This window comes from Pseudomonas corni (genome assembly GCF_057128765.1).
The window spans coordinates 168,775-190,321 of the sequence record NZ_JBSKHW010000014.1; the positions used below are offsets into that span (position 1 = coordinate 168,775).

A 21,547-nucleotide genomic window follows, 5' to 3' on the forward strand; every position below is an offset into this window, starting at 1 on the left:
TTAAAGCAGCGATTTGACGCGCAGTTCTTTGGGCATCGAGAACGTGATGTTCTCTTCACGGCCCGCCAGCTCATCGGCACCCACGGCACCCCACGTCTGCAGTTGTTGAATCACGCCGCGCACCAGCACTTCCGGTGCCGAGGCGCCCGCCGTGATACCGATCCGCTCAACGCCATCGAACCAACTGCGCTGCATGTCTTCGGCGCCGTCGATCAAATAGGCCGGGGTGGCCATGCGCTCAGCCAATTCGCGCAAGCGATTGGAGTTCGAACTGTTCGGGCTGCCAACCACCAGCACCACGTCGCACTCATCGGCCAGTTGTTTGACCGCATCCTGCCGGTTTTGAGTGGCGTAACAGATGTCGTCTTTGCGCGGACCGCCGATGCTGGGGAAGCGCGAACGTAGGGCGTCGATCACGCGGCTAGTGTCATCCATGGACAGCGTCGTCTGAGTGACGAAAGCGAGCTTTTCCGGATTGACCACCTGGAGGTTGGCGACGTCGTTCTCGTCCTCAACCAGATAGATCGCGCCGCCATTGCTGGCGTCATATTGCCCCATGGTGCCTTCGACCTCAGGGTGACCAGCGTGGCCGATCAGGATGCACTCACGACCATCACGGCTGTAGCGCGCGACCTCGATGTGCACTTTGGTCACCAGCGGGCAAGTGGCGTCGAACACCTTCAAGCCGCGCCCGGCAGCCTCGGTGCGTACGGCTTGGGAAACGCCGTGAGCACTGAAAATCACGATGACGTCGTCCGGCACTTGATCAAGTTCTTCGACGAAAATCGCGCCACGGGCACGCAGGTCCTCCACGACAAATTTGTTGTGAACCACTTCGTGGCGCACATAAATCGGCGGACCAAACACTTCCAGTGCGCGGTTGACGATTTCGATCGCGCGGTCGACCCCGGCGCAGAAGCCTCGTGGGTTGGCGAGCTTGATTTGCATGATGTGCCTCGTCTTTACGCGCAATGAAACATATAAACGAAAAGGCCCCGGCCGAAGCCGAGGCCAGATGCGCCCCGACTAATCAGAGCGCTTTGACCTCGAAAATTTCTACGTCGAAGGTCAACGTCTTACCGGACAGCGGGTGGTTAAAGTCGATGGTCACTTGATCATCGTCAAACGTCTTCACAACCCCTGGCAGCTCGGTGTTGGCAGCGTCGTTGAAAATGACCAGCAAGCCTTCCGAAAGCTCCATGCCCTGAAACTGCGAACGCGCAATGATCTGCACGTTTTGCGGATTCGGCTGACCGAAAGCATTCTCCGGCGGCACTTCCAGGCTGCGCTTGTCACCAGCCTTGAAGCCGAACAGCAGAGCCTCAAAGCCAGGCAACAAGTTACCGTCGCCGACCTTGAAGGTCGCGGGTGCCTTGTCGAACGTGCTATCGACAGTGTCGCCGTTCTCCAGACGCAGGGCGAAATGCAGGGTGACTTCCGTGTTCTGACCGATGCGTTGTTCCTGTGCAGCGGCGTCGGTCAATACCTGGTCAGTCATGAACGGTTTCTCCGGTTTTCTTGCTTTTGAACATATCCAGCGCAAGCATGATGGCGCCTACGGTGATGGCACTGTCGGCGACGTTGAAGGCCGGGAAGCCGTGTTCCTTCCAGTGTACGAAGATAAAGTCGATCACATGGCCAATGGCGATGCGATCGTACAGATTACCCAGCGCACCGCCCAATACCAGAGCCAGTGCAATCGCCAGCCAGGTTTCGCCACGCCCCAGACGCTTGAGCCAGACCACCAGCACAGCGCTGACCACGATAGCGATCAGCGCGAACAACCAACGCTGCCAACCCGAGCTGTCGGCCAGAAAGCTGAATGCCGCACCCGTGTTGTAAGCCAGCATCCAGCTGAAATAATCAGGGATGATCACTATTTGCTCGTACAAATCCAGACGGTTCTCGAAGTAGTACTTGCTGGTCTGATCGATGATCAAAACCAGCACGCTCAGCCACAACCAGCCCAGACGACCAAATCGACTTGCATTAGGCATAGTGACGAACCTCGCCTTCGCCGTAGATGTTGTCTACGCAGCGACCGCAGATTTCCGGATGCTCGGGATTGACACCGACGTCCTCGCGGTGATGCCAGCAGCGGGCGCACTTGGCGTGACCGGATTTGACGACCTTCAGCTTCAGGCCAGCGACTTCAGTCACCACCGCATCGGCAGGTGCGCTGAGGAACGGCGCTACGCTGGCGGTGGATGTGATCAGTACGAAGCGCAGCTCGTTGCCCAGTTTCGAGAGATCGGCCACCAACTCATCTTCAGCGTAAAGCGTCACTTCAGCCTGCAGGTTACCGCCGATGGCTTTCGCCGCCCGCAGGTTTTCCATTTCCTTGTTGACCGCAACCTTGACCGCCATGATCCGCTCCCAGTAGGCGCGGTCCAGCTCGAAGCCTTCAGGCAACTCGCTCAGGCCTTCATACCAAGTGTTGAGCATGACTGATTCGTTACGCTCGCCCGGCAGGTACTGCCACAGCTCGTCGGCGGTGAACGCCAGAATCGGCGCCATCCAGCGCACCAGTGCTTCGGAGATGTGGAACAGCGCGGTCTGGCAAGAACGACGCGCCTTGCTGTCCGCGCCAGTGGTGTACTGGCGATCTTTGATGATATCGAGGTAGAACCCACCCAATTCCTGCACACAGAAATTGTGTACTTTGGAATAGACGTTCCAGAAGCGGTACTCGCCGTAATGCTCTTCCAGCTCACGTTGCAGCAACAACGCGCGATCCACCGCCCAACGATCCAGCGCAAGCATTTCTTCGGCTGGCAAGATGTCAGTGGCCGGGTTGAAACCGGTCAGATTGGAAAGCAGGAAGCGCGCGGTGTTACGGATGCGACGATAGGCATCAGCGCTGCGCTGGAGGATGGTTTCCGAGACAGCCATCTCGCCGGAATAGTCGGTGGCCGAAACCCACAGACGCATGATGTCTGCGCCCAGGGTGTCGTTGACCTTCTGCGGCGCGATGACGTTGCCCAGCGACTTTGACATCTTGCGGCCGTTCTCATCGACCGTGAAACCATGAGTCAGCAACTCACGGTAAGGCGCGTGATCATCGAGCATGCAACCGGTCAGCAATGAGGAATGGAACCAGCCGCGATGCTGGTCCGAACCTTCAAGGTACAGATCGGCACGCGGGCCGCTTTCGTGGCCCATCGGGTGCGAACCGCGCAGCACATGCCAGTGCGTAGTGCCTGAGTCGAACCAGACGTCGAGCGTGTCGGAGATCTTGTCGTACTTGGGCGCTTCGTCACCGAGCAGTTCGGCGGCGTCCATCTTGAACCAGGCTTCGATGCCTTCTTTCTCGACGCGCAGCGCGACTTCTTCCATCAGCTCGACGGTACGTGGGTGCAGCTCACCGCTTTCCTTATGCAGGAAAAACGGGATCGGCACGCCCCAGTTGCGCTGACGGGAGATGCACCAGTCAGGACGGTTGGCGATCATTGAGTGCAGACGCGCCTGACCCCAAGTCGGCACGAACTTGGTGTCTTCGATGGCTTTGACGGCGCGTTCGCGAAGGGTATCGCCCGACGTCGGCTGCTTGTCCATGCCGACGAACCACTGCGCCGTGGCGCGGTAGATCAGCGGAGTCTTGTGGCGCCAGCAGTGCATGTAGCTATGGGTGATGACCTCGGTGTCCATCAGGGCACCGACTTCTTTGAGCTTGTCGATGATGTTCTGGTTGGCTTTGAAGATGAACTGGCCGCCAAAGAACTCCAGCGATTCGACATACACGCCGTTGCTTTGAACCGGGCTGATGATGTCGTCGTTGGTCAGGCCGTAGCTTTTGCTGATCACGAAGTCGTCAACGCCATAGGCCGGCGAGCAGTGAACCACGCCAGTCCCAGCGCCCAGCTCGACATAATCCGCCAGGTAAACCGGCGACAGACGATCGTAGAACGGGTGACGGAAATTGATCAGTTCGAGCGCGGAGCCCGGCGCAGTAGCGATGACCGAGCCTTCAAGGTTGTAGCGCTTGAGGCAGGCCTCGACCAGCTCTTCAGCCAGCAACAGCACGCGATCACCAACATCGACCAGCGCGTAGGTGAATTCCGGGTGAACGTTGAGCGCCTGGTTGGCCGGGATGGTCCACGGGGTGGTGGTCCAGATCACAACGGCGGTCGGTTTGCTCAGCGAAGACAGACCAAAAGCCGCTGCGAGCTTGTCTTCATCAGCGATGGGGAACGCCACGTCGATGGTGGAAGATTTTTTGTCCTGGTATTCGACTTCCGCTTCAGCCAGAGCCGAGCCGCAATCGAAACACCAGTTCACAGGCTTGAGGCCCTTGAACACGAAACCGCCCTTGACCATTTCTGCCAGCGCGCGGATTTCCCCGGCTTCGTTGGCGAAGTCCATGGTGCGGTACGGATTGGCCCAATCGCCCAGAACCCCAAGGCGGATGAATTCCGATTTCTGGCCTTCAATCTGCTCAGCGGCGTACGCACGGCACAGCTCGCGGGTCTTGTCGGCGGGCAGATTTTTGCCGTGAGTGACTTCGACCTTGTGCTCGATTGGCAGGCCATGACAGTCCCAGCCTGGCACGTAAGGTGCGTCGAAGCCGGACAGCGTCTTGGAGCGGACGATCATGTCCTTGAGGATCTTGTTGACCGCGTGACCGATGTGAATATTGCCGTTGGCGTACGGAGGGCCGTCGTGCAGGACGAACTTTGGACGATCCTTACCAATTTCACGCAGCTTCTGGTACAGGCCAATGCTGTCCCAGCGCTGCAGAGTTTGCGGCTCGCGCTGGGGCAGGCCGGCCTTCATTGGGAAGGCGGTGTCCGGAAGGTTTAGCGTGGCTTTGTAGTCGGTCATTTCAGGCTCGTTGTTAGCGGTTGGCCATGCCAGTGGGCACGGGCGGCGGCGACATCCGCATTGATCGCCGTCTTAAGCGCCTCAAGAGAGGCGAAACGCTGCTCATCACGCAGCTTGTGGTGAAACACCACGGTCAAGCGCCGGCCGTAAAGATCGCCGGTAAAATCCAGAAAATGCACTTCGAGGTGAGGACTGCCATCACCTGCAACAGTTGGACGCACACCAATGTTCGCAACGCCTGGCCATGACTTGCCATCAAGCTGAGCGCTGACTAGATAAACGCCGGTCAGCGGAGCACGGCGACGTTTGAGTTGCACATTCGCCGTGGGCGTACCCAATTGGCGAGCCAGCTTCTGACCATGCAAGACGCGTCCGGATATCTCGAAGGGGCGTCCCAACAACCGTTCCGCAAGCTCAAAATTTGCGGCTGCGAGGGCACTGCGTATCTTGGTGCTGCTGACGCGCGAGCCGTCTATTTCAACGGTTTGTGCCGCCTCGACCGTAAACCCGAGGGAAGCGCCGGCTTGCTGCAAAAAGTCGAAATCCCCGACGCGGTCGCAGCCGAAGCGGAAATCATCTCCTACTTCCAGGTGCTTCACGCTCAGGCCCTCGATCAGCACGGTGTCGACAAATTCGGCGGCGCTCAACTTGCACAGCCGCTGGTTGAACGCCAGGCACAACACCTGATCAACGCCCTCGCCAGCGAGCAATTCAAGCTTGTCACGCAGTCGTGCCAGCCGCGCGGGCGCGGTTTCCGGGGCGAAGAACTCACGCGGCTGCGGCTCGAATATCACCACGCAACTGGGCAAGCCCAACTCGACCGCCCGTTCACGCAGACGCGCCAGGATAGCCTGGTGGCCGCGGTGAACACCGTCGAAATTGCCAATAGTGGCGACGCAGCCCCGATGCTGGGGGCGCAGATTGTGAAGGCCTCGAACCAGCTGCATAACGCGCTTCTTGCTCATAAAGTGGCCGATTATAACCACACACCGCCCTCAACGACAGGCGACACATTCAGGCAAAACTCAACAATCGGCGTTAACCGCCAAAAACCGCCGATTGTTCCTACAGGATCGCGCTACGGGCGAAATCTTTCAGACGAAACCCCAGTAACAGCAACATGGCAAAATAAGTCACCACCCCCGCCACAACCAGACCACCCAGGCGAACCAGCCGCTCCAGCATCTGCCCGTCACTCCACGCGGGCATAAAGTGCATCAAACCCAGCAGAACGACGGACATTACCGCTACCGCAGCAATTAGCTTCAACAAAAACACCGTCCAACCCGGTTGCGGCTGAAACAAGTCTTGCTTGCGCAACTGCCAGAACAAAAGGCAGGCGTTAATGCAGGCCCCCACACTGATCGCCAGCGCCAGTCCCGCATGCTGCAACGAGCCAATGAAGGCCAGGTTCAGCAGTTGGGTAACAATGAGGGTGAAGATCGCGATTTTCACCGGGGTGCGAATATTTTGTTGAGCATAAAAGCCCGGCGCGAGGACCTTGATGACGATGATGCCCAGCAGCCCGACTGAATAAGCGATCAGGGCGCGCTGGGTCATCGCTGCGTCTATGGCATCGAACTTACCATATTGAAACAGAGAGACTGTGAGCGGCTCCGAGAGCAACCCCAGCGCCAGAGTGCAAGGCAGAACCAGCACGAAACACAGGCGCAGGCCCCAGTCGAGGATCCGGGAGTACTCATGCCGATCCTTGCTGGCATAGGTTTTGGACAGGATCGGCAGCAAAATCGTACCCAGCGCCACACCCAAGACACCGGACGGAAGCTCCATCAAACGGTCGGCGTAGTACATCCACGACACTGACCCGGCGACAAGGAACGAGGCGAAAATCGTGTTGATAATCAGAGAAATCTGACTCACAGAGACGCCAAGGATGGCAGGTAGCATCTGCTTCATTACTCGCCAGACCCCGCGATCGCGCAAACTCAGGCGCGGCAGGACGAGCATTCCGATCTTCTTCAGATGCGGCAGTTGATACAGCAATTGCAGAAGCCCGCCCGCCAATACCGCCCACCCCAGAGCCATGACCGGCGGATGAAAGTAAGGAGTGAGAAACAGCGCAAAGAAAATCATCGCCAGATTGAGCAGCGTCGGCACGAACGCCGGGACCGAGAACCTGTTCCAGGTGTTGAGGATCGCGCCAGCCAGCGAAGAAAGCGAAATCAGCAATATATAAGGAAAGGTCACGCGCAGGAGATCAGACGTCAGCTGGAATTTTTCCGGCGTGTCGGCAAAGCCCGGCGCGGTGGCCCAGATTACCCAAGGCGCGAAAATGATCCCCAGCAACGTCACCAGTGCCAGCGCAAGGGTCAGCAATCCGGTGACATACGCGACGAAGGTCCGGGTGGCCTCCGCGCCTTGCTGGCTCTTGTATTCCGCAAGAATCGGCACGAACGCTTGAGAGAACGCTCCTTCGGCAAATATCCGGCGCAGCAGATTGGGCAATTTGAACGCGATGAAAAAGGCGTCAGTGGCCATTCCTGCACCAAAAGTGCGTGCAATGATGGTATCGCGAACGAACCCCAGAACCCTTGAAAGCATTGTGATAGAGCTTACGGCGGCCAGCGATTTAAGTAGATTCATCGAGAGGTTGTGCGCTCAGACTAAAGGATGCGAGATAACGCGATCCATTTATGCGATACTCCGCGCCGCAAAACAGCTCAGAGCCAAAGCCCGCGAGTTTACAGGTCGCACGCCGGAAAGAAATATCCACGGCGACACACTGTGACCACTCAGCGGAACGCATCAACTGCCCTTGACAAGACTTCAACTCATCGGCATGATTCGCGGCCTATTTTGTTAGCTATTTCCCAAGTCTTTCGAGGAGCTCGACGGTGGCCAACACACCTTCCGCCAAAAAACGTGCAAAACAGGCTGAGAAGCGTCGCAGCCACAACGCCAGCATGCGTTCCATGGTTCGTACCTACATCAAGAACGTAGTGAAAGCCATCGACGCTAAAGACGCTGAAAAAGCGCAAGCTGCTTATGTTCTGGCCGTGCCAGTTATCGACCGTATGGCCGATAAAGGCATCATCCACAAGAACAAAGCTGCTCGCCATAAAGGTCGCCTGAACGGCCACATCAAGGCTCTGAACCTTGCTGCTGCAGCCTAAGCGACACGCTTGTTAAAAAACCGACCTCAGGGTCGGTTTTTTATTGCCTGCGATTTGACGCACTGACACCTGCAGGAACGTGCTTGCTCGCAAACAGGCTAGCTACCCAGCCAACCGCTAGCACTGCGTGAACAGCTTCGCGGGCAAGCCTCGCTCCAATGGAATCAAGACCGCCCGCGACATCAACGCACTACGGTGCCGGAGCAGGTGCCCATGGCAGGATCGGGATTGCGGTCACGGCGTTCTGCGGACTGCCTTCGACAACGCGGTCGCTATAGACCAGATACACCAATGCATTTCTCTTCTTGTCGAAGAAGCGCACCACCTGCATGGTCTTGAATACCAGCGACGTGCGCTCCTTGAACACCTCGTCACCGTCCTTGAGCTGCTCCTTGAAATGGATCGGCCCTACCTGACGACAGGCAATGGACGCCTCAGCGCGATCTTCCGCCAAGCCCAAGCCACCTTTCACCCCACCCGTCTTAGCTCGGGACAGGTAACAGGTCACCCCATCAACCTTCGGATCATCAAAAGCCTCCACCACGATCCGATCATTCGGGCCCACAAACTTGAACACCGTCGAGACTTCGCCAATCTGCTCTGCAGAAGCCAACAGGGGCAGCATCGCAAGCGCGCCCAATATTCCTCTCACGACTCGCATCGCAGTTTTCCTTAATGAATGACTGAAGCTCAGACCAGAATCAAATTATCCCGATGCACCAACTCAGGTTCAGCCATGTATCCCAGCGCCTTCACGATGGCATCCGAAGGCTGACCGATAATTTTCTGAGCCTCCAAAGCGCTGTAGTTGCTCAGGCCACGAGCGATCTCTCGACCGTCCGGCCCGACACATACGACCATCTCGCCACGACGAAAGCTCCCCTGCACCACTTTGACACCGACCGGCAACAGACTTTTGTGCCCCTCAGACAGGGCCTTTACAGCACCATCGTCCAGGACCAGCGTGCCTCTGGTTTGAAGATGCCCGGCAAGCCACTGCTTTCTCGCCGCAAGCATTTCGCGCTCAGGGGATAAAAGCGTACCCAGCCGCTCACCCGCCTTGAGCCTCGCCAGCACGCGCTCGATGCGACCACCGACGATCACGGTATGAGCGCCGGAACGAGCCGCCAACCGAGCCGCGCGCAGTTTGGTTTGCATACCACCGCGCCCTAAAGCCCCACCCGTGCCGCCAGCCACAGCGTCTAGCGCTGGATCGTCAGCACGCGCTTCATAGATCAACTGAGCTTCGGGATTGTTGCGCGGGTCGGCATCGAACATTCCGTCGCGGTCGGTGAGGATTACGAGAAGATCAGCCTCCACCAGATTCGCCACTAACGCTGCGAGGGTGTCGTTGTCACCGAAACGAATTTCATCGGTCACCACGGTGTCGTTTTCATTAATGACCGGGACCACCCCCAACTCAACCAGCGTTCGCAGCGTACTGCGCGCGTTGAGGTAACGCTTGCGGTCAGACAGATCATCATGGGTCAGCAGAATCTGTGCGGTATGGCGGCCATGCTCGGCGAAGCTTGACTCCCACGCCTGCACCAACCCCATCTGACCGATAGCGGCCGCCGCTTGCAGCTCATGCATGGCACTCGGTCGCGCAGTCCAGCCCAGGCGGCTCATACCGGCCGCAACCGCGCCGGACGACACCAGAACCAGTTCGACGCCCGCTTCATGCAGCGCCACCATCTGCTCGACCCAAACACCCATTGCGTTGCGATCAAGACCCTTGCCATCCGCCGTCAGCAGCGCACTTCCGATCTTAATCACCCAACGCTGGGCACCTGTCACCTTGCTCCGCATGCTCTTAAACCCTAAGCCAGAAAAGTACGAATTCAACATACTAAAACGCCGCTGTTAAGCGGCGCTGTAGTTTACTTCAGTGGATCAGTCTCGGACGTAAATGATTTCCGGACCATCTTCGTCGTCCACATCCTCTTCATCCCAGTCATCATCACCGATGTCGTGGACGCTCTTCACGCCACTACGGCGCAATGCGCGCTGATCATCGAGTGCCTGCAACTGCGCACGCGCCTCGTCTTCGATGTTCTGATCCAGCTCAGCCAATGCCGCAGCGAATGCCGGGTCGTTAGCAAGGCGGTCAGCGCGATCTTCGAGATAACGCATAATGTCCCGGGTCAGCTGCTCAGTGCCCTCTTTGGCAATGGCCGAAATCACGTACACAGGGCCAGTCCACTCCAGGCGATCGATGATCTCCTGCTTGCGAGCTTCGTGCTCCTCTTCGAGAATCTGATCGCACTTGTTCAATATCAACCAGCGATCACGCTCAGCCAGGGAAGGACTGAATTTCTCAAGCTCGCTGACAATCACTTCCGCCGCATCCGGGGCGCTGGTTTCATCCAGCGGCGCCATATCAACGAGATGCAGCAACAGACGCGTACGCGCCAAGTGCTTGAGGAAGCGGATACCCAGGCCGGCGCCGTCAGAAGCACCTTCGATCAGACCGGGGATATCTGCAATCACGAAGCTTTTCCAGCGATCGACACTGACCACACCCAGGTTTGGCACCAAGGTAGTAAATGGATAGTCAGCAACTTTCGGCTTGGCGGCAGACACCGAACGAATGAACGTACTTTTGCCTGCGTTAGGCAGACCGAGCAGACCGACGTCCGCGAGGACCTTCAGCTCCAGCTTCAGATCACGCTGCTCCCCCGGCTTGCCAGGAGTCGTCTGACGCGGCGCACGGTTGGTGCTCGACTTGAAACGGGTGTTGCCCAGACCATGCCAACCGCCATGAACCACCAGCAGGCGCTGGCCAGCCTTGGTCAGGTCGCCGATGATTTCCTGGGTGCCAGCGTCAATCACCGTAGTACCCACCGGTACACGCAATACCAGCTCTTCACCCTTTTTGCCGGTGCAGTCGGCGCTGCCGCCATTGGAACCGCGCTCGGCATCGAAGTGACGGGTGTAGCGGTAGTCGACCAGGGTATTGAGGTTTTCGTCGGCGATCATATAGATCGAGCCGCCGTCGCCACCATCACCACCGTTAGGGCCGCCATTTTCGATGAATTTTTCGCGACGGAAGCTCATGCAACCGTTGCCACCGTCACCGGCTTTTACTCGAATGGATACTTCATCAACAAATTTCATAACACACGCCTCCCGTCACGAAGACGAGCAGAACAACAAAAATTCATAAGGCTCTTGCAAAGATGAGCGTTGCGATACCGATCAAAAACCAGCGACCTCAAAGGTCCACATCACAACGGCTCACACAAACAGCTTTGCAAGAGACTCACCAAAACAGATCCATCTGCAAACCGACTCATTCACAAACAAAAAGGCCCTGTCGCGAGACAGGGCCTTTCGAGCTCAGACAGCATGAAAACGAATCGCCCTCACACAGACTGAGCTGCTGCGAGATTATGCCGCGACTTCAGTCTTTGGCACGATGCTCACGTAACGGCGGTTGAAAGCGCCCTTAACCTGGAACTTGATCACGCCTTCCACTTTCGCGAACAGGGTGTGATCTTTGCCCATGCCAACGCCGTAACCGGCGTGGAACTGGGTACCGCGCTGACGCACGATGATGTTACCTGGGATGATGGCCTGGCCGCCGTACATCTTCACGCCAAGACGTTTGGCTTCTGAGTCGCGACCGTTACGGGTACTACCACCAGCTTTTTTGTGTGCCATGAGTTCAATACTCCTATTGGGCTAGCAGGCTGAAATTCAGGCCTGAATAGCGGTGATTTTGATCTCGGTGAACCACTGGCGGTGGCCCATACGCTTCATGTGGTGCTTACGACGACGGAACTTGATGATGCGGATTTTATCGTGACGGCCCTGGGCGATCACTTCAGCAACAACGGTAGCGCCGGCTACGACTGGAGCACCGATATTGACGGTTTCGCCATCGGCGACCAGCAATACGCGGTCAAAAGTCACGGATTCGCCAGTGGCGATTTCCAGTTTTTCGATTTTCAGGTATTCACCTGGGGCGACTTTGTACTGCTTGCCACCGGTAACAATTACTGCGTACATGGGTATTTCTCCGAAAATCCTGCTCACCCAGCTCTTTATAAGTAAGAGTATCGGCTGGCATGGCTGCATGAGGCTGGAACGGCTCACATGCAATTGCGTAAGGCAGGTGCTGCCCAGGAAAGTTAGGGTGCGCGATTGTACGCAAGCCATGGGGAGCTTGCAAGCGGCGTAATGTCATACCTTGACAGGGTGGGGCCTGCAACCTAGCATGCCGCGCAACCCTTCTGGAGCACGTCTCGCTGATGCAACCTCAAGCCTTCTACCGCGCTGTGGCGGACGACTTTACTGCCGTCGACCACATTATCAAGAAGCAGCTGACGTCGCGCGTGCCGCTGGTCTCGAAAATCGGCGATTACATCACTTCTGCTGGCGGAAAACGCCTACGCCCGCTGCTGGTCCTGCTGTGCGGCAAGGCACTGGGCAAAGATGGCGAAGATCTGCGCCTGCTGGCGGCAACCATCGAGTTTTTGCACACCGCCACGCTGCTGCATGACGACGTAGTCGACATGTCCGGCATGCGCCGCGGCCGTTCGACCGCCAATGCAATGTGGGGCAACGCGCCGAGCGTTCTGGTTGGCGACTTCCTTTATTCTCGCTCGTTCGAAATGATGGTCGAGCTCGGCTCCATGCCGGTCATGAAGATTCTCTCCAAAGCGACTCGCATCATTGCTGAAGGCGAAGTCTTGCAGCTTTCAAAGATTCGCGACGCCAGCACCACTGAAGAGACCTACATGGAAGTGATTCGCGGCAAGACAGCCATGCTGTTCGAAGCCTCGACCCACAGTGCTGCGGCGCTGGCCGAAGCCTCCCATGAGCAAAGCGAAGCGCTGCGCACGTTTGGGGATCATCTCGGCATCGCCTTCCAGTTGGTTGATGACCTGCTCGATTATCGCGGTGACGCCGAAACCCTCGGAAAAAACGTCGGCGATGATCTGGCAGAAGGCAAACCGACGTTGCCGCTGATCTACGCCATGCGCGAAGGCACGCCTGAACAGGCCGCACTGGTGCGACAAGCGATTCAAAAAGGCGGTCTCGAAGACCTCGAAAGCATCCGCGAAGCCGTTGAAAGCGCGGGCGCCCTGGATTACACCGCGCAGTTGGCCCGTGATTACGCTGCCCGCGCCATCGCTTGCCTGGACGCGCTGCCAGCGAGCGAATACAAGGATGCCTTGATCGAGTTGAGCGAATTCGCCGTGGCGCGTACCCACTGATCAGCGCCCTGCACTGCAGAAGCCCGTCCTTGTGACGGGCTTTTTTGTGGCTGGCGATCTGTAGGAGCCAACTTGTTGGCGAGGGACAAAAAACCGGTGTCAAATCCGACGCCTCGCGAACAAGCTCGCTCCTACAGAGAGGCCGTGAATATGACGCAGATCAACCGATCATCTCAAATGCGAACAAATCTCAAATAGATCCTTGCTATTTGATGGATAGGAATTATTCTCATTGAACCCATCAAGGAGAACGAACATGACCTATCTCATCGACGCATGGCTGGATCGACCACACCCTTATCTGCGAATCCTGCACCGCGAAACCGGTGAAGTGTGTGCCGTGCTGCATGAAGATGCGCTGGACGAGTTGATGGATCAGGGGGATCTGGACGTAAACAGCCTTAGCTCATGCGAGCCAGGTGTTCAGAAGGAGATGGTGCGCAATTTGTTTCTGTTCTGCTACGCCCGGGCATTGCGCCCAGGACTGGAACTGCACTGACTGCAAGCTGCAAGCTGCAAGCTGCAAGCTGCAAGCTGCAAGCTGCAAGCAAAGAGCCTGAAGCTTGAAGCTTACCGCTGCAAAGCCTTACAAAACTTCCAGCAACTCTACGTCAAACACCAGCACGCTGTGCGGCGGGATGCTGCCAACGCCTTGGGCGCCGTAAGCCAGTTCGCTCGGCACGTGCAGGCGCCATTTGCTGCCAGCGTTCATCAGTTGCAGGGCTTCGGTCCAGCCAGGGATCACGCCGCCAACCGGAAACTCAGCAGGCTCGCCACGCTCGTAAGAGCTATCGAACACAGTCCCGTCGGTCAGAGTGCCGTGGTAGTGAGTGCGCACTTGGCTTTCGCGCGTTGGCTTGGCGCCTTCGCCTGAGGTCAGTACTTCAAATTGCAGACCGGATGGCAGCGTGGTCACGCCTTCGCGTTTGCCGTTCTCGGCCAGATAAGCCAGGCCTGCGCCTGCAGCCGCTTCCGCCTTGGAAGCCGCTTCGGCCTGCATGATTTCGCGGATAACTTTGAAGCTGGCAGCCATTTCTTCCTGGCTGACACGGCTTGGTTTGCCGGCGAAGGCGTCGGTCAGGCCTGCCAGAATGGCGTCCAGGCTGACACCCGGTGGCGGGTTGTCGCGCAGTTGGTCGCCCAGCTGACGGCCAATACCGTAGCTGACGCGGGTTTCGTCGGTGGACAGATTGACTTCGGACATAACACTGCTCCGCTTATAGAGCGCCCGCAGGCGCCCCGAACCAAAAGGCCGAGCAGCCTAGCACAATTGGTCAAACGGCCCTAGACAGGCCAACGCACCAGGCGATGAGGGTACTCACGACCACGCCGAGCGAATCGACATAGGGACGCGTACCGTCTGTTCTTCACTGCTGTGCAGGCCGCACATTTCGTCATGCACCACGGCGTGGACCAAATGGAATGGTAGCGGCGGCAAGGTATGCAGCAGGTCCCGCGCATGCTCGACCGAGCGCAGGTGCAAGGTTTTACCCTGGGCATCGCGCAGTGGGTGAGCGGCCCCATGCATGCGAGCTTCGAGCAGGTAGATACCGCCTTCGATGGAGATCAGGTTCAGTTCGTCAATCAGTCCTGCGGTGGCGTGGGTGTTCAGTTCCTGCAAGTTCATGAGCGCATCCTCAACGATCTTGTGCAGCGATGGGCGAGTTACAAGTCTCGCTGATGAACGCTCAACTACAAGCCGAAAGCCTGCCGCTGGTCTGTTTGATGGTGGCCGAACCCCGATTTGTAGGAGCGCGCTTGCCCGCGAAGGTGCCTATGACTGGACCAATCGTCATGAGACAGAACGCCATCGCGGACAAGCGCGCTCCTACGAAGGAACGGGCATCAGTGCTTGGTCAGCTTATCCAGATAACCCATCGCAAACGCCGAAACCACGAACGTCATGTGGATGATCACGTACCACATCAGATATTGCGGTTCGATGTTCTTGGCGTCCATGAACACGCGCAGCAAGTGGATCGAGGAAATGGCGACGATGGACGCAGCGACTTTCATCTTCAGCGACGTAGAGTCCATCTTGCCCAGCCAGTTGAGCTTTTCCTTGTCGTCATCGATGTCGAGTTGCGAGACGAAGTTTTCGTACCCGGAAATCATCACCATGACCAACAAGCCACCCACCAGCGCCATGTCGATCAGCGACAGCAAGACCAGAATCAGGTCTGATTCGGCCAACGCAAAGACATTGGGAATAACGTGGAATATCTCCTGAAAGAACTTCAGCGCGAGCGCCAGCAGCCCCAGAGACAAACCGAAATAGATTGGCGCCAGCAACCAGCGCGACGCATACATGGCATTTTCGAAAAAGCGTTCCATTGAAACTCACAGGTCATTAACAAGCCCGCGAGTATAGGGCGTAGCCCTTGGCAGGCAACAAGCGTGGACACTTATTGAAACAATTAAGCGGGGCCTGATACAAATAAGACACCAGCACCGCACGACAACCCTGAGAACAGGAAAACACGTGCGGAGCATCGGTGAGAGGCGTTAAGTGTCAGGTTAGCTCGATGGAGACGATCGCTGACTTTGCCCTGCACCCCCGTTGATCCTTCGCAATTCACCTTGCAGGTGAAGACTCCAGATAGGGATTTCTTCAGCGGTTTGATAGCCATGCAGCGTCAGGCTTTCGGCAATCGCATCCAGAACCGACTCGGCAGCGACAGGACCATGAAACGGTCCCTGAGCCTTGAGCGCGGTGGGTTGTTCTCCAGCCATTCCGGCAGCGAACAATAAAGTCCACATACCGTTATCGCCAGAAAGCGGGCGGATCACACATTCGATTCGGGTCACCAGACCCAGGCATTGGCGAGTAAGACAGAGGCTGCGCGGCATGGCGAAGCTCCTCGGTAGCTACAGTGTTCGCCTCCTACTGCGAAAGAGACGCGTCAGTCCTTTTGACAACTGTGGTATCGAGACAATATAGAAGAAATACCCTCCTCGAAAAGGCCGAAAACAAAATGGGCGCCGAATGGTCATTTAGCCATCACGCGCCCATTTTGTTGACGTCAAAGCCTCAGCTTTTCAGCTCTGGCTGTAATTGTGGCGGCTCTTTTTCCAGCTCTTTGAGGTCCTCTTCGCTGAGCATTTCGGCGATGTCGCGCAGCCGCTCCACCACCCTGCCGTTTACGCTGTCGTCCGGGAATTGTCCGTCTTCATCGGCCTCGCCCACCGGTTGCCCCACTAGCAAACTCAGTGCCTCGTCCACTTGGCGCACGGCATAGACGTGGAATTTCCCATCACGCACTGCTTGCAGCACCTTTTCATCCAGCATCAGCGTCGTGACGTTAGCGTGGGGAATGATTGCGCCCTGCTCGCCTGTCAGACCGCGCGCTTCGCACAGTCGGAAGAAGCCTTCGATCTTCTCGTTGACGCCGCCCACCGCCTGCACTTCACCGAACTGGTTGATAGAACCGGTGATGGCGAAACATTGTTTAAGTGGCGTCTTGGACAGGGCGGAAATCAGTGTGCAAACCTCGCCCAGCGACGCACTGTCGCCGTCTACATAACCGTAGGATTGCTCTAGCGCGATGCTGGCCGAAATCGCCAGCGGAAATTCCTGTGCGTAACGGCTGCCGAGGTAGCCAGTCAAAATCATCACGCCCTTGGAGTGAATCGGCTGACCCAGGTTGACCTCACGCTCGATATCGACAATGCCGCTGCCGCCTGGATAAACCGTTGCCGAGATGCGCGCCGGTACACCGAACGCCGAGTCTCCTACTTCAAGCACCGTCAGACCATTGCACTTGCCGACCGCCGCGCCTGCGGTGTCGATCAGAATGATGCCAGCGAGCATGTCATCGAGAATCCGCGCCGACACCCGCCCGGTACGCGTGGCCTTGGCCTTCAGTGCGCGTTCGATATGACCGGCATCAGTGCGCTCATCGTTGGCCAGACTGCGAATGAAATCCGCTTCGCTGACCAGTTGAAACAGATCACCGATACGCGCCGACAAACGCCCTTGGTGTTCAGCCAGCCGGGCGCTGTAAGTTGCCAGGCGTGCCACCGCATCAGCGGTCAAAGGCGCCATGCCCTCTTCCGAAGTACGGGTCTTCAACAGCTGGGCGAACTGCTCCAGGCTTTCGTCGACCATCGGGATGTCTTCGTCGAAATCCACCAGCACCCGGAACATTTCCTGGAAGTCCGGATCAAGGTCCTGCAGCGTGTAATACAGCGAACGCGCGCCGATGATGATGACTTTGACTGCCAGCGGAATCACTTGCGGCGTCAGTGTGACGGTTGCCAGACGCCCCAACTCGCCCAGCGGCGATTCCATTTTCAGCTTGCGCGATTGCAGGGCGCGTTTGAGCGCATCCCACACGAACGGCTCACTGAGCATTTTTTCCGCTTCAAGCACCAGAAAGCCACCGTTAGCGCGATGGAATGCGCCTGGACGCAGCTGGCGATAGGTGGTGTACAGCGCGCCTTGATCGGTGCTGTATTCGATACGACCAAACAGATTGTCGTAAGTCGGGTGCGGCTCAAACACCACCGGCGCGCCGCCACTAGCGGAGTGTCCGACAACCAGGCTCGGCACGTACTGCTCTTCCAGCATGATGCGGGCCTGAGCGTCAGGCTTGCTGTCGTCGACCATTTGCTCGACCACTGTCTTGAGCAAATTGACCTGCATCGCCTGCAGATAGGCGCAGACCGCAGCGTTTTCTGCGTAGTGCTCGGACAGCGGCGCCAGCAGTGGCTGCAAAGCCAGGGTGATGGTCTCCTCATTGAGTTGACGCATCTGATTGCTGGATTCGCGCTTCCATTGCGGCAGGCTGGCGAGCTCTTCGTTCAGGCGCTCTTCAAGGGATGAAATGTCTTCGTGAAAACGCTCGCGCTCGGCTTCAGGCAGTTGCGAGAACTCCGCCTCGTCCAGCGCCTTGCCGTCGGCCATCGGGGTGAAGGCAATGTTGGTGCTGTCGCGATACAGCGCAATGCCTTTCTCCAGCGCCAGACGTTCGATCACATCGAGCGCGCGGTCGTAGCGCTGGTTGAAGGCGCGGTCGATGGAGCTTTTCTTTTGCTGGTAGGACGGGTGTTCGAATACGGCCGGAAATGTCGCCAGCAAGTTGTCGACCAACCCGTTGATGTCGGTGATAAACGCGCTGGCGCTGCCAGGTGGCAACTCAAGCGCTTTAGGCTCGCGCGGCTCATCGAAGTTATTAACGTAGACCCAGTCGCACGGGGTCTGCATGCGCTTGCCTTCGGCCTTGAGGTAGCGCTTTACGAACGAAAACCGGCCAGTGCCGGGCTCGCCCATGACAAATACGTTGTAACCGGGGCGTGGCATGGCCACACCGAACTGTAGAGCCTCAACCGCTCGTTCCTGGCCGAGCACGCCGCGAAAGGGTTCAAGATCGTTGGTTGTCGTGAAGCTGAACTGTTCAGCGGAAAAGGGACGGGTCAGCGCTTCGGGCGCAAGTCGCAAGCTGGCAGCAACAGAATCGGGCATCGGACATCCTTACGTCAGGCGGGGCAGATGGGCGCATTCTGGCGCTCGTCGCACCACACTGGCAAGGCAGGAAAAGCCTGAATGTTGTTTCGTCCGGAGAACCTGTCTTTTGTCTCTATTCACGCAGCTGACAGGGAACTTTCTGTAATAAACCACGGAACGTTCCTACTGTGCCTAAACTCCAACTTGCGCGGACGGTAAACAAATAACTGACCCGCCCTGGTGCAGTCATCGGCCAGGATCCGACCCTTGGTTGAATACAAAAGAGAACAAAGCTATGAAACGGATTCTTCTTGGTACTCTCTTCGCCGCTGTGTCCATCAACGCCATGGCTCAAGCGCCAGGCGGCCCGGACTGTGGCTGGGGCAACATGCTGTTTGAAGGTCAACGTGGCACACCGGCTCACTTCCTTGCATCCACCACAAACGGTACCTCGGGTAACGCCACTTTTGGTATGACCTCCGGCACCAACGGCTGCTCCACCAACGCTGCGCTGACCTACGGCGGCAAATCCTGGCTGGCCATGAATGGCATGATGGATGAGCTGTCAAAAGACATGGCAATGGGTCAAGGCGAAGCGCTGACGACTTACGCGGTCGTGTTGGGCGTTGCACCGGAAGACCGTGCGCATTTCGCCGCAGTCACCCATGAGCACTATCAGCAAATCTTCACCAAGGCAGATGCCACGGCGCAAGATGTCCATGACAACACCGTCAACGTACTGAGGAACGATCCGGCTCTGGCGAAATACGCTTCCCAGGCTTAAAGTCGGCACGCCTGCTCTCCGCTCGGGGGGCAGGCATTCAACGCATTCCGTCTATTTCTGACTAGTTGCCTATCTATGCTCAAACGCCTTGCCTGGCTGGTGCTCTGTGTGTGCGCCCCGCTGTCCGCCGCGCCCCATGTCGACAACAATCGTTTGCAGCAATTGGCCAATACGCCGTTCTGGATTTCCGTAGGCCACTACACGCCCGGCAAGTTCGGCGGGTGGCGCAGCTACGTCGACGATCAGAAATTCTTTCTTGCGAAAAATGGCGAGCATGATCCGGCCGCCGAGCTTGGCGCTACGCTCGATGCGATCTACAAGCCGGTCATCGCAGGCCAGGAAAACGCCCACGCTCAATGCGTTTACCCCTCCCGCACTCGCTGGTTGAAGAATCAGCTGCAGCTAACCGATTTGCCTGCCGTGGACTGCAAGGAATTCAAGCAGTGGTTCAAGGACGTGGCACCGGACAGTACCGTGCTGATCTTCCCTGCCGCGTATCTGAACAGCCCTTCCTCGATGTTTGGCCACACGTTGTTGCGCGTCGATCAGGCTGGCGTGCAAGCCAACAAGACGGCGTTATTGAGTTACGCGATCAACTTCGGCGCTTATATCGAAGGCTCGGACAACAGCATTCTTTACGCCTGGAAAGGTTTGATGGGCGGCTATCCAGGTCTCTTTGCGCTGGTGCCGTATCAAGACAAACTCTCCGAATACCGTAGCCTTGAGAACCGCGATCTGTGGGAATACCGACTGAATCTGACACCAGTCGAGACCCAGCGCATGGTCGAGCACGTGTGGGAATTGAAACAGATCCGCTTCGGGTATTTCTTCTTCGACGAAAACTGCTCGTATCGACTTCTTGAGTTGCTGCAAGTCGCTCGCCCCGGCCTGGACCTGACCAGTAAATTTCAGCTGACCGCCATTCCGACCGACACCGTACGCGCCATCCAGGACGCAGGTTTGGTTGAAAAGATCGATTATCGCCCTTCCCGCGAGCGCGAATTGCTCAGCCGCGCCGAGCCGCTCAACGGCGACGAGAAGCAGTGGGTGCTGAAGGTCAGCGCCGATCAAAAGCAATTGCAGACGCCTGATTACCTGGCATTGCCCAAAGAGCGGCGAGCGTTGATTCAGGACGCTGCATATCGCCTGGAACGCTACCGCGCCAATGGCCAGGAGCGTGACCCGGTTGCGTCGCAGCGCAGCTTCGACTTGCTGCGCTCGATCAGCAAGAACCCGCCGCCACCGCTGGACATCGAACGACCGGGCTTGCCAGAAGACGGTCACGAATCCCGGACCTGGCAGCTCGGAGCGGGCAGCCGTGACGGCAAAGCGTTCGGCGAATATGGCCTGCGCATGGCGTATCACGACCTGAACGACAACGCGTACGGCTTTCCGCTGGGTGCGCAGATCGAAATTCTTCAGCTGAAACTGCGTCAATACGAAGGCAACCGTTGGCAGGTTCAGCAACTGGATCTGGCGACCATTCGCTCCCTCACCCCACGCAATGAGCTGCTGCAACCTTGGTCATGGCAAGTACGCGGCGGCCTGGAACGGGTGTTGGGCAAGCATGGCGACGAGAATCTGGTCAGTCATGTGAATGGCGGCGCGGGCGGGACCTGGCAGCTGGGCGAAGATGTGCTCGGGTTTGCACTGGGCACCGTGCGGGTTGAGCACAACAATGATTTCTCGGCACTGGTGTCGCCGGCGGCGGGCTTCAATACCGGGGTGCTGTGGCGCAATCCATTGGGTAATTTGAGCCTGGAAACCAAGGGGGATTACTTCACCAACGGCGAGATCCGTCGCAACATCAGCCTCAACCAGCAGTGGGAATTATCGCGCAACCTCGGTTTGCGTCTGAGCGCGCAACGGGAATTCAGCCAGATGACCTCTCCGGTGAATGAAGTGATGCTCGAATTGAAGTGGTATCACTACTAGCCAATACGCGGACTTGTAGGAGCTGCCGAGAAACGCGAGGCTCCGACAGGGGATGTGGGATCACCAAATATTAGTCGGTGAACACAAAACCCGTGGGAGCGGACCTGTAAACCCGTGGGAGCGGACCTGTCCGGGTACAAACCGGGGACATCCTTTACGTTTTAAACCGGAGACATCGTTTACGTTTTAAACCGGAGACATCGTT

General features: G+C 57.5%; 21 protein-coding genes. 5 read left to right on the top strand and 16 right to left on the bottom strand.

Annotated elements, in window-relative coordinates:
• From ispH to murJ, 6 genes are all read right to left on the bottom strand, one after another.
• Complete coding sequence (ispH, locus tag ACWKV9_RS21110; RefSeq protein ID WP_483838070.1) at positions 1–948, bottom strand: 4-hydroxy-3-methylbut-2-enyl diphosphate reductase; 948 nt, start codon at positions 946–948, stop codon at positions 1–3.
• Between the two features lie 82 nt (positions 949–1,030).
• The gene (locus ACWKV9_RS21115; RefSeq protein WP_483838071.1) at positions 1,031–1,498 is read right to left on the bottom strand and encodes an FKBP-type peptidyl-prolyl cis-trans isomerase; all 468 of its coding nucleotides are present in this window, start codon (positions 1,496–1,498) and stop codon (positions 1,031–1,033) included.
• Positions 1,491–1,997, bottom strand: coding sequence for a signal peptidase II (gene lspA, locus ACWKV9_RS21120; protein ID WP_483838072.1), 507 nt, complete (start codon positions 1,995–1,997; stop codon positions 1,491–1,493). Before lspA ends, ACWKV9_RS21115 begins: the two co-directional genes overlap by 8 nt.
• Positions 1,990–4,821 (bottom strand): isoleucine--tRNA ligase, encoded by a 2,832-nt coding sequence (gene ileS, locus ACWKV9_RS21125; protein WP_483838073.1) that lies wholly within the window; start codon positions 4,819–4,821, stop codon positions 1,990–1,992. The genes lspA and ileS overlap by 8 nt, the downstream gene beginning before the upstream one ends.
• Positions 4,818–5,768, bottom strand: coding sequence for a bifunctional riboflavin kinase/FAD synthetase (ribF, locus tag ACWKV9_RS21130; protein ID WP_483838074.1), 951 nt, complete (start codon positions 5,766–5,768; stop codon positions 4,818–4,820). Before ribF ends, ileS begins: the two co-directional genes overlap by 4 nt.
• A gap of 118 nt (positions 5,769–5,886) precedes the next feature.
• Complete coding sequence (gene murJ, locus ACWKV9_RS21135) at positions 5,887–7,425, bottom strand: murein biosynthesis integral membrane protein MurJ (protein WP_483838075.1); 1,539 nt, start codon at positions 7,423–7,425, stop codon at positions 5,887–5,889.
• A 251-nt stretch (positions 7,426–7,676) separates the two neighbouring features.
• On the opposite strand from murJ, the gene rpsT reads away from it, so the two are divergent.
• Entirely contained in the window at positions 7,677–7,955 is a 279-nt protein-coding gene (gene rpsT / locus ACWKV9_RS21140; protein ID WP_037015424.1) for a 30S ribosomal protein S20, read from the top strand.
• A 190-nt stretch (positions 7,956–8,145) separates the two neighbouring features.
• On the opposite strand, the gene ACWKV9_RS21145 is transcribed toward rpsT, so the two are convergent.
• The 5 genes from ACWKV9_RS21145 to rplU form a co-directional block, all read right to left on the bottom strand.
• Positions 8,146–8,616, bottom strand: coding sequence for a CreA family protein (locus ACWKV9_RS21145; RefSeq protein WP_483838076.1), 471 nt, complete (start codon positions 8,614–8,616; stop codon positions 8,146–8,148).
• Positions 8,617–8,645: 29 nt separating this feature from the next.
• On the bottom strand, positions 8,646–9,764 hold the full coding sequence (gene proB / locus ACWKV9_RS21150) for a glutamate 5-kinase (RefSeq protein WP_483838077.1): 1,119 nt from the start codon (positions 9,762–9,764) through the stop codon (positions 8,646–8,648).
• An 84-nt stretch (positions 9,765–9,848) separates the two neighbouring features.
• Entirely contained in the window at positions 9,849–11,072 is a 1,224-nt protein-coding gene (cgtA, locus tag ACWKV9_RS21155) for an Obg family GTPase CgtA (RefSeq protein ID WP_483838078.1), read from the bottom strand.
• Positions 11,073–11,345: 273 nt separating this feature from the next.
• Positions 11,346–11,618, bottom strand: coding sequence for a 50S ribosomal protein L27 (gene rpmA / locus ACWKV9_RS21160; protein WP_268798113.1), 273 nt, complete (start codon positions 11,616–11,618; stop codon positions 11,346–11,348).
• 36 nt (positions 11,619–11,654) lie between these two features.
• Entirely contained in the window at positions 11,655–11,966 is a 312-nt protein-coding gene (gene rplU, locus ACWKV9_RS21165; protein WP_483838079.1) for a 50S ribosomal protein L21, read from the bottom strand.
• A 242-nt stretch (positions 11,967–12,208) separates the two neighbouring features.
• On the opposite strand from rplU, the gene ACWKV9_RS21170 reads away from it, so the two are divergent.
• Positions 12,209–13,177, top strand: a complete 969-nt coding sequence (locus ACWKV9_RS21170; protein ID WP_483838080.1) for a polyprenyl synthetase family protein — start codon at positions 12,209–12,211, stop codon at positions 13,175–13,177.
• 256 nt (positions 13,178–13,433) lie between these two features.
• The gene (locus ACWKV9_RS21175; protein ID WP_483838081.1) at positions 13,434–13,676 is read left to right on the top strand and encodes a PA4570 family protein; all 243 of its coding nucleotides are present in this window, start codon (positions 13,434–13,436) and stop codon (positions 13,674–13,676) included.
• Between the two features lie 87 nt (positions 13,677–13,763).
• On the opposite strand, the gene bamJ is transcribed toward ACWKV9_RS21175, so the two are convergent.
• The 5 genes from bamJ to ACWKV9_RS21200 all read right to left on the bottom strand — a co-directional run bounded on the left by bamJ (position 13,764) and on the right by ACWKV9_RS21200 (position 18,641).
• The gene (gene bamJ, locus ACWKV9_RS21180) at positions 13,764–14,381 is read right to left on the bottom strand and encodes a BamJ family beta-barrel-assembly machinery protein (RefSeq protein ID WP_483838082.1); all 618 of its coding nucleotides are present in this window, start codon (positions 14,379–14,381) and stop codon (positions 13,764–13,766) included.
• A gap of 114 nt (positions 14,382–14,495) precedes the next feature.
• Complete coding sequence (locus ACWKV9_RS21185; RefSeq protein ID WP_483838083.1) at positions 14,496–14,804, bottom strand: DUF6482 family protein; 309 nt, start codon at positions 14,802–14,804, stop codon at positions 14,496–14,498.
• Between the two features lie 218 nt (positions 14,805–15,022).
• A complete protein-coding gene (locus ACWKV9_RS21190) occupies positions 15,023–15,511 on the bottom strand; it encodes a TIGR00645 family protein (protein WP_349799603.1) in 489 nt (162 codons plus the stop codon).
• A 183-nt stretch (positions 15,512–15,694) separates the two neighbouring features.
• Positions 15,695–16,027 carry a PA4575 family protein gene (locus tag ACWKV9_RS21195; protein WP_483838084.1) on the bottom strand — a complete coding sequence of 111 codons (333 nt, stop codon included), beginning with the start codon at positions 16,025–16,027 and terminating at the stop codon, positions 15,695–15,697.
• Positions 16,028–16,208: 181 nt separating this feature from the next.
• On the bottom strand, positions 16,209–18,641 hold the full coding sequence (locus ACWKV9_RS21200) for a Lon protease family protein (protein WP_483838085.1): 2,433 nt from the start codon (positions 18,639–18,641) through the stop codon (positions 16,209–16,211).
• A 277-nt stretch (positions 18,642–18,918) separates the two neighbouring features.
• Here ACWKV9_RS21200 and ACWKV9_RS21205 point away from each other — a divergent pair, with 277 nt between their 5' ends.
• Both ACWKV9_RS21205 and ACWKV9_RS21210 read left to right on the top strand, forming a co-directional pair.
• Positions 18,919–19,407: a DUF3015 domain-containing protein gene (locus ACWKV9_RS21205; protein WP_483838086.1), complete on the top strand. Its 489-nt coding sequence runs from the start codon at positions 18,919–18,921 to the stop codon at positions 19,405–19,407.
• 75 nt (positions 19,408–19,482) lie between these two features.
• Positions 19,483–21,342, top strand: a complete 1,860-nt coding sequence (locus ACWKV9_RS21210; protein ID WP_483838087.1) for an Lnb N-terminal periplasmic domain-containing protein — start codon at positions 19,483–19,485, stop codon at positions 21,340–21,342.
• Positions 21,343–21,547 lie beyond the last annotated feature (205 nt).